An 8,777-nucleotide genomic window follows, 5' to 3' on the forward strand; every position below is an offset into this window, starting at 1 on the left:
GGAACAACCAACTCCTGTGTAGCTGTTATGGAGGGTAATGAACCTGTTGTAATTCAAAACAGTGAGGGTAAAAGAACCACCCCATCTATTGTGGCTTTCATGGAGAATGGAGAAAGAAAAGTAGGCGACCCTGCCAAACGTCAGGCTGTAACCAACCCCCAAAATACCATAAGCTCAATAAAGCGTTTTATGGGTAAAAAATATGGCGATGTGGGGGAAGAATTAAAAAACATTTCTTACGAAGTGGTTTCAGGTGATAATGAAACCGTAAGAATTAAAATTGGCAAGAAGAAATATACCCCACAGGAAATATCGGCTATTATTTTGCAAAAAATGAAATCAACCGCCGAAGATTATCTGGGACAGGAAGTTAAAGAAGCAGTAATTACTGTACCGGCCTATTTTAACGATGCTGAACGTCAGGCAATAAAGGAAGCCGGACAAATAGCAGGGCTTGAGGTAAAAAGAATTATCAATGAGCCTACTGCTGCTGCACTGGCCTATGGCCTTGATAAGAAAACAAAGATGTGAAAGTTGCTGTGTAGGACATTGGTGGAGGTACATTTGATATTTCCATTCTTGAACTTGGCGATGGTGTATTTGAGGTAAAATCAACCAACGGGGATGTGCATTTGGGAGGAGATAATTTTGATGATGTGATTATCAATTGGCTGGCTGAAGAGTTTCAGAAAGATGAAGGCGTGGATTTGAAAAAAGATCCAATGGCGCTTCAACGATTAAAAGAGGCAGCTGAAAAAGCGAAGATAGAGCTTTCCAGTTCTTCGGAAACAGATATTAATTTACCGTACATTATGCTGGTTGATGGTGTACCAAAGCATCTTGTTAAGAAATTAACCCGAGCAAAATTTGAACAACTTGCTGACGAGTTAATAAAAAGGGCTATGAAACCCGTGAAAGCTGCCCTAAAAGATGCAGGGCTCTCAACTTCTGATATAGATGAAGTGATTTTAGTCGGTGGGTCAACCCGAATTCCAAAAATACAGGAAGAGGTTGAGAAATTCTTTGGTAAAAAACCATCAAAAGGTCTGAATCCTGATGAAGTGGTAGCCCTTGGTGCAGCAATTCAGGGAGGTGTACTGACTGGTGAAGTTAACGATGTGTTGTTGCTTGATGTAACCCCACTTTCTCTTGGAATTGAAACCATGGGAGGAGTGTTTACCAAATTGATTGAAGCCAATACTACAATTCCGGCCAAAAAATCTGAAATATTTTCAACAGCAGCTGATAATCAGCCGTCAGTAGAAGTTCATGTTTTGCAAGGGGAACGGCCCATGGCAAAAGATAACAAAACAATTGGCCGTTTCCATTTAGATGGAATAGCGCCTGCACCCAGAGGAATTCCTCAAATTGAAGTAACATTCGATATTGATGCCAATGGAATATTAAGCGTAAGTGCTAAGGATAAAACTTCCGGTAAAGAACAAAAAATCAGAATTGAAGCTTCATCCGGATTAACCGAAGAAGAAATTATAAGGATGAAACAAGAGGCAGAGGCAAATGCCGAATCTGATAAGCAGGCCAGAGAAAAAGTTGATAAACTAAATCAGGCTGACTCTCTTATTTTCCAGACCGAGAAGCAGCTCAAAGAATATGGCGATAAAATTTCTGCCGGAAACAAAAGCGCAATTGAAGGGGCATTGGAAATAGCCTTATCAAGGAACGTGATTCTCTTACTAAAGAACGGGACCATTTAAAATCACAAGTTGAAATGCTTCGTCGTATGCAGTTCGGACAGAAGCGTGAACGTTTTGAAGGCGATCCAAACCAGATTATGCTTCCTTTTGAGGCTGAACCTGTAGAAGTTGAGCAACAACAGGAGCAAATCAAAGAAAAGATTGAATACACCCGAAACGTCCAAACCATAAAGGGCGTGCGAAACTTCCCGATCACCTTCCTGTAGAAGAAATCGAGATCCACCCCCCGGGTGATCTATCGGAAATGGTATGTATCGGCAAAGAAATCACTGAAGAATTAGAGTGTGAACCTGCTAAATTCTATATTAAACGTTATATCCGTTATAAATATGCTGCTAAAAATGGTAATGGTGTATCTATCGCTGAACTACCTGAGCGTGTAATTGATAAAGGTATCCCTGGAGCAGGTTTACTAGCGATGATCTTAACAGATAAGTACCAGGATCATTGTGTGCCACGAAAGTGTGCCGCGTAATTATATAAATACGGCAACTATGCTGTACCAAAGATGAGGGAAGGCCCCTCGGTACCGATTTGCAGGAATTGGTGCCAAACCACCTTATGCTGCGATTGTCAAAAGCTTTTGTAGTGAGCGATGAAGGAAAAGGCTCTTTAAAGGGTCAGGTGACACTGGTGGAGACGACCGCAAGGGAACCGTTGAAGAAATGTCGTAATGGTAAAGTTGATGTCAAAACTGGAGAGAGGTGGTTACTCCGGGATCAGTTAGGGATGCACCTGTTTACTGCCCTAATGGCATCCGGCACAAAGACGGCGTGAACTCCAGTGAGGCTTTGGTATGGAACGTGGGAACCTATGTCTCGTTGTTAAGGGAAAGGCACAAGCAGAGGAACCTGTAAGGCCGATAGTACCAATACGCTATATAGGGACGGATTGACTGGTAGTAGTGATGAAACATTTGTAATGAATGTGGAGCGAAGCGGTCAACTTATTCAGCTAATTGAATTAATCAACCAGAACATTGGGAGGAATTTATGAAAGAGGCAAAGTCATTTATTATTTCAAAACACCTAGTAATGGAAGCGTGGCAACGCATCCGCTCCAATGGAGGTAGTGCAGGTATCGACAATCAATCATTGATGGACTTTGAGAAGAACCTCAAGGGGAACCTATACCGTATCTGGAATCGTATGTCATCGGGGAGTTACATTCCATCCCCCGTAAAACTTGTGGAAATTCCCAAGAACGGGGGAGGAACAAGACCTTTAGGTATACCTACGGTATCAGATCGGGTTGCCCAGATGGTGGTAGTTCTACTTATAGAGCCAAAACTTGAGCAGATCTTTCATCAGGATTCTTATGGCTATCGTCCAAACCGCTCAGCACATGATGCATTGGCTGCTGCACGTAAACGATGTTGGAAATATGATTGGGTCATTGATATGGATATCAAGGGTTTCTTCGATAATATCAACCATAATCTATTGCACAAAGCATTAGTGCGGCACACATCTGAGAAATGGATACAGCTTTACATCGATAGATGGTTAAAAGTTCCATATGAAAGTGCAGATGGGCAGCGAATTGAGCGTAACAAAGGAGTGCCGCAAGGATCTGTTATCGGTCCTGTACTGGCGAATCTTTTTCTACATTATGCTTTTGATGAATGGATCACGCGTCAACATCCTGAAGTACCTTTTGAGCGTTATGCAGATGATACAATCTGTCATTGCAGTACGAGGGAGCAGGCTATGGCCATACAAAGCACCATTAAAAAAAAAATCGACTTATATCCTGTGGACTCGAACTGAACGAATCTAAAACGAAGATTGTTTACTGTAAAGATTCAAACAGAAAAGGAAAATACAAAGATATTAAGTTCGATTTTCTTGGATACACCTTTCAACCACGGAAAGCAGAAGGTGCCAATAAGCAATGTTTTCTTAGCTTTCTGCCCGCGATAAGTAATACGGCAAAGAAAAAGATAGGAGAAGTTATGCGTTCATGGTGGAAAACCAGCCGTACAGACAAAAGTATAAAAGAACTTGCCCATTGGTATAATCCGATCATTCAAGGTTGGATCAGCTATTATGGAAAGTTTTATAAAACAGGTATATACGGCTTACTTGAGCGCTTTAATATGCGTCTGGTTCTCTGGGTGACAAAGAAATACAAAGGTTTTCGTGGTCGAAAAGCTAGAGCAAGGCAATGGTTGGGCAGGTTTGCAAAAGCCAATCCCAATCTGTTTGCGCACTGGCGATTTGGTATACGGCCGCTGAAAACAATTTGAGCCGACTGAATAAGAAAAGCCGTATGAAGTGAGAGCTTCACGTACGGTTTTGTGAGAGATTTGGGGTGAAATTCCCCTTATCTACTCGACTACCGCTCTATCGTCAAAAACAACGCTTTGCAAGGGAAAACATACAGATCCCTTCTTCAACAATCGAAGGTTGGACCAAACAAGCGCTGCAAAAACTGGAACCACTATATGAGCAGTTGGTATTTGACACCAAAACAAAGGGTTACCTTCAGGTGGATGAGACGGTTATAAAAGTATTAGATAGCGAGAAAAAGGGTGCTACACATACCGGTTACTATTGGGTATATCATGACCCATTGGATAAAACCGTCTTATTTGATTACAATCCTAGTCGTGGGGGCATTGCCGCTATGCCGATGTTAGGAAATTTTAAGGGATATCTTCAATCGGATGGATATCAGGTGTACGAAAAGTTTGCCAAAAAGAATGAAGTAAAACACCTGGCATGTTGGGCCCATGCTAGGCGCTACTATGAAAGATCGTTGGATAATGATAAGCCTAGAGCAGAAAAAGCGTTACTAATAATCCAAAAGTTATATGCTATCGAACGCACAGCTAGAGAAGAACAGTTAACGGCTGATCAAATTAAAAAACTGCGACTTCAAGAGGCTCTCCCACTAATAAATAAGATGGGAAAATGGATATTCGAGGAAATAAAAAACACACTACCTAAAAGTTCAATCGGTAAAGCGATGGCATATACCTATCCTAGGTGGGATGCTTTGTCAGCTTATTTATACGATGGAAATCTACAAATTGATAATAATCTTTGCGAAAATGCATTGAGATGTGTACCGATGGGAAGAAAAAATTATCTCTTTGCGGGAAGCCATGAAGTGGCACAACGAGCAGCTATGATTTATTCATTTTTTGCCATATGTAAGAAACATGATGTCAACCCATTTCAATGGCTGAAATATACTCTCCAGAACATAATGACCATAAACCATAAAAACATTAAGGAGCTATACCCCCAGAACTATAAAAATATTATTCAATAATCAACACGTACTTCGTAGGACGGATACATATGAATTTGTTGATTGTTTTATCGGATCTTTATCATGTCAATAAATCCCATTTAAAATAAATGAAAGAAAGTATTCTCGATAAGATTGCAACACTTGTAACCAAAGGGATCGAGTCCGAAGCGGAGTGTATTTACATACTTGCGCAAATCAGAAAATACATTGAACAACAGCACAGAGATGGGTATTGAAACTTGCGCATGTGCGCGAACTGGACTTTGCACAGTCAGCTGAACAACGCTACCGTGCAGGGTTTCCTACGTGAGTTGAACGATTTTCTTATCGATGCCGAAATCCACGGTGAATATAATATAGCTCGTCATCCCTCGCTTAAAAAAAAGCTTTCCTTCGTCACCTCGTTACAAGATGAGTTGTCTGATTTTCTGAATGCTGTGGGAATCGATTCCACGATACATACTGATAATTCAGCTTTTCGTAATCTGTTGAGGATATTGGGTCAAGTAATTGAGGACACACCATTACTTTGCAAACCGAATACGCCACTTTCCCACCTTAGTGAAGTGTCATTTTCAAGACGGAAATCTATCTTCCAAGATGATTTATACCCGATATCACTTTATTGGAAGATTAAAAAAGGGGATAAGGATATTCTCCTTATAAACTCAAACATAGTTTCTATACCTTTCGGCCCAATAGAAGTTATCACCGAAACATTTGCCTTCGTGACGAACGACAACGGATTATAAACTCAAAGTCTTGTTATTTTCTGACTAATCAGAATTTAAACCTTTCGTTAGATCTTGATTTACGACGATGCTACAACTCGATAAAACAGCATCAATCTCGTTCTTCTTGACACCTCCACCTTTTCCATCTTCCCAACGACTAACGGTAGCAGGGTCTACCTTCATCAACTTTGCAAATCGCTTTTGAGTAAGCCCGTTTAAATATCTATAAGCTTTAATCTTGCCAGCAAACGTAGACTTATCAAGTTTAAACGGACAATATCCTAAGAACCCGAAGATAGGTGGATAATATTGAATTTGAGGTTCACTTCTATTGTTCTCCCAATAGGTGATGCAGTCTTCGCTAACATTAAATATGGCTGCTACATCCTTTTGAAACAGCTTTAGCTCCATCCTTTTCTTCCTGATATGCTCTCCAAGGGTTTGTGGATTTATCGGTGTCGATTTTGGTAGAGGTTTACTGATTTGTTGTTCAAAATGCAAACAGGCAACGCATGGATGCGGATGTGTAGTGTGGATCTACTCATAATAGATTTTAATAGTCTATGGATACTTTAGTTTTGTCTACTTTTAATGTTATTTCTTTCCCGAAAATGATGGCGCGATTGTCGTCGATGTGACCCGCAGGACATCCAAACGCTACCGGATAGTCAAATTCACACACTTTATCCATAATGATGTCTTCAAATCGCTGCCCAAAAGGAGGGTTGGAGTCTTTAAGATCTGTAAAACCACCGACAATTAGCCCCTGCAATTTGTTCAGTTTTTTCGCTCTTTTCAGTGTCCATAGCATGCGGTCAATATTGTAATGCGATTCGCCAACATCTTCGATGAATAGGATTTTATTGTCGTAATTGACATCAGATGCCGACGCCAATATACTTTGCAGAATAGCCAAATTGCCACCGATTAACACACCCTTACCCTTTCCGGATCTATTGGTATAATCATTATGGGAATAGGAGAGATTGACACTTTTGCCAAACAAGGCGTGGTTTAGCATTTTTAAGGATTCTTCGCTAGCATCTAGGAAGGATTTCACCATCTGCCCGTGTATAGTGGGAATCCCAAATTTACGTTGTATGTGGCTGTGAATGGCCGTAACATCACTGAATCCTACGATCCATTTTGGGTTTTTCTTGAATTTGTTGAAGTTGATTTTGTCTATGATACGGACACATCCATAGCCGCCGCGACCCGCTATTATTGCTTTTATCTCCGGGTTATCCAGCGCATCTTGGAAATCCTGTGCACGCATCTCATCTGTACCTGCAAATTGATGGTGAGCTGCCGTCACCGAAGGATAGATTACAGGCTCCAAACCCCACTTTTCCAGCACTTGGTAACCTTTTGAAATATCACCACTAATATAGCTTGCGGGGCATATAACAGCAATTTTATCGCCTTTCTTCAAAAACGGAGGAGTATTCATATTCAGTTCGTTAATGTAATGAATTACAATATAAATATTTCTTTTAGACTTTTAAGAATATTTTAAGCAAGGCTTATTATTCAGCGCAAATTGAATTATCTTTGTACTAATTTTTAAAAGTTTTACCTTAAAAATACAATATATTGAGCAATTTGTCTAAAAAACGTTATACCATTACTTCGGCTTTGCCGTATGCAAATGGACCTTTGCATATAGGTCACTTGGCTGGAGCATATATTCCGGGGGATATTTTTGTGCGCTTCTTACGTTTGCAGAACAAAGATGTAGTCTATGTATGTGGTTCGGATGAACACGGAGCTGCCATCACGATACGTGCTAAAAAGGAAGGAGTGACACCCAAAGAAGTTATTGATAAATACAACAAACAGATCAAAGAATCTTTCGAAAACTTTGGTATTTCATTCGATATTTATCACCGTACTTCGGAGCCTATACATCATGAATTATCTCAAGAATTTTTCTTGAATTTATATGAAAAAGGAGAGTTTATTGAGAAGTTTTCGGAGCAATATTACGACGAAGATTTTCATCAATTCTTAGCCGACCGATATATTACAGGTACTTGTCCGCAATGTCAAAGTGAAGGTGCATATGGCGATCAATGTGAAAAATGTGGTACTTCGTTGAGCCCAACAGATTTGATCAATCCTAAATCTACTTTGAGCGGCAAAACTCCTATTCTTAAAGAAACCAAACATTGGTATTTGCCATTGGACAAATATCAGCCGTGGCTCGAGAAATGGTTGATCGAAGGCAAGAAAAATGAGTTGAAATCCAATGTTTTTGGACAATGTTCTTCTTGGCTGAAGTCGGGATTACAACCTCGATCGATGACACGCGATTTGGATTGGGGCGTAGATGTGCCGTTGGAAGAAGCTGCCGGAAAGAAATTATATGTGTGGCTGGATGCGCCGATTGGCTATATTTCTGCGACAAAGCAATGGGCGATCGACAATGGAAAAAATTGGGAAGACTATTGGAAAAAACAGACCAACCCAGAAGATGAATCTACATTGATTCACTTCATCGGTAAGGATAATATAGTTTTCCACTGTATTATTTTCCCAGCTATTCTTCATGCACATGGCGATTATATCTTGCCAGAAAATGTTCCTGCCAACGAATTTTTGAACTTAGAAGGCGACAAATTATCGACATCCCGCAATCATGCTGTTTGGTTGCACGAATATTTAGAAGAATTTCCGGGCAAGCAGGATGAATTGCGTTATGTGTTGACGTCCATCCTTCCTGAGACCTCGGATTCTGAATTCACATGGAAAGATTTTCAAGCACGTGTGAACAATGAATTGGTAGCAATCTTAGGTAATTTTGTCAACCGCGTGATGGTGCTTTCACATAAATATTTTGACGGTAAAGTATTGATGGGCTCCGCATTCAATGATACGGACAATGCAGTGTTCTATGAATTGGCAAAATATCCTGCATTGATCGAAAAATCAATAGCTGACTACCGATTCCGTGAAGCGTTGACGCATTTTATGAGTGCCGCGCGTCTAGGAAATAAATACTTGGCAGACGAAGAGCCTTGGAAAGTAATTAAAACGGATGAGGAACGCGTCAAAACAGTATTGAATG

The 8,777-nt window shown here is 40.4% G+C and carries 6 protein-coding genes and 3 pseudogenes; 7 read left to right on the forward strand and 2 right to left on the reverse strand.

From position 1 onward, the window contains the following. Positions 1-27: 27 nt before the first annotated feature. The 6 genes and pseudogenes from dnaK to EDC17_RS14090 all read left to right on the forward strand — a co-directional run. Positions 28-1,664, forward strand: a pseudogene (gene dnaK / locus EDC17_RS14070) (molecular chaperone DnaK); the annotation flags it as partial. Then, positions 1,658-2,163: pseudogene (locus EDC17_RS14075) on the forward strand (transposase); the annotation flags it as partial. The pseudogenes dnaK and EDC17_RS14075, both read left to right, overlap by 7 nt. Positions 2,164-2,707: 544 nt before the next feature. After that, positions 2,708-3,484 carry a group II intron reverse transcriptase/maturase gene (gene ltrA / locus EDC17_RS17335; protein WP_243646161.1) on the forward strand — a complete coding sequence of 259 codons (777 nt, stop codon included), beginning with the start codon at positions 2,708-2,710 and terminating at the stop codon, positions 3,482-3,484. Positions 3,485-3,657: 173 nt separating this feature from the next. Further along, positions 3,658-3,963: a group II intron maturase-specific domain-containing protein gene (locus tag EDC17_RS17340; RefSeq protein ID WP_449441394.1), complete on the forward strand. Its 306-nt coding sequence runs from the start codon at positions 3,658-3,660 to the stop codon at positions 3,961-3,963. 89 nt (positions 3,964-4,052) lie between these two features. Continuing rightward, a pseudogene (gene tnpC / locus EDC17_RS14085) lies at positions 4,053-4,994 on the forward strand (IS66 family transposase); the annotation flags it as partial. Between the two features lie 227 nt (positions 4,995-5,221). Next, the gene (locus tag EDC17_RS14090) at positions 5,222-5,728 is read left to right on the forward strand and encodes a hypothetical protein (RefSeq protein ID WP_132778698.1); all 507 of its coding nucleotides are present in this window, start codon (positions 5,222-5,224) and stop codon (positions 5,726-5,728) included. Between the two features lie 24 nt (positions 5,729-5,752). On the opposite strand, the gene EDC17_RS14095 is transcribed toward EDC17_RS14090, so the two are convergent. Both EDC17_RS14095 and EDC17_RS14100 read right to left on the reverse strand, forming a co-directional pair. Continuing rightward, the gene (locus EDC17_RS14095) at positions 5,753-6,121 is read right to left on the reverse strand and encodes a helix-turn-helix domain-containing protein (RefSeq protein WP_132778699.1); all 369 of its coding nucleotides are present in this window, start codon (positions 6,119-6,121) and stop codon (positions 5,753-5,755) included. A 142-nt stretch (positions 6,122-6,263) separates the two neighbouring features. Further along, complete coding sequence (locus EDC17_RS14100; RefSeq protein WP_132778700.1) at positions 6,264-7,160, reverse strand: S66 peptidase family protein; 897 nt, start codon at positions 7,158-7,160, stop codon at positions 6,264-6,266. A gap of 143 nt (positions 7,161-7,303) precedes the next feature. Here EDC17_RS14100 and metG point away from each other — a divergent pair. Continuing rightward, positions 7,304-8,777: methionine--tRNA ligase (gene metG / locus EDC17_RS14105; RefSeq protein ID WP_132778701.1), on the forward strand; the 1,474-nt coding region annotated here is incomplete at its 3' end.

This window comes from Sphingobacterium alimentarium (assembly GCF_004342685.1).
Classification (GTDB): Bacteria; Bacteroidota; Bacteroidia; order Sphingobacteriales; family Sphingobacteriaceae; genus Sphingobacterium; species Sphingobacterium alimentarium.

Coding starts and splice junctions, on each gene's coding strand:
- EDC17_RS14100 (WP_132778700.1), bottom strand. CDS start 7,160: ATGAATACTCCTCCGTTTTTGAAGAAAGGCGATAAAATTGCTGTTATA.
- ltrA (WP_243646161.1), top strand. CDS start 2,708: ATGAAAGAGGCAAAGTCATTTATTATTTCAAAACACCTAGTAATGGAA.
- EDC17_RS14095 (WP_132778699.1), bottom strand. CDS start 6,121: ATGGAGCTAAAGCTGTTTCAAAAGGATGTAGCAGCCATATTTAATGTT.
- EDC17_RS14090 (WP_132778698.1), top strand. CDS start 5,222: ATGTGCGCGAACTGGACTTTGCACAGTCAGCTGAACAACGCTACCGTG.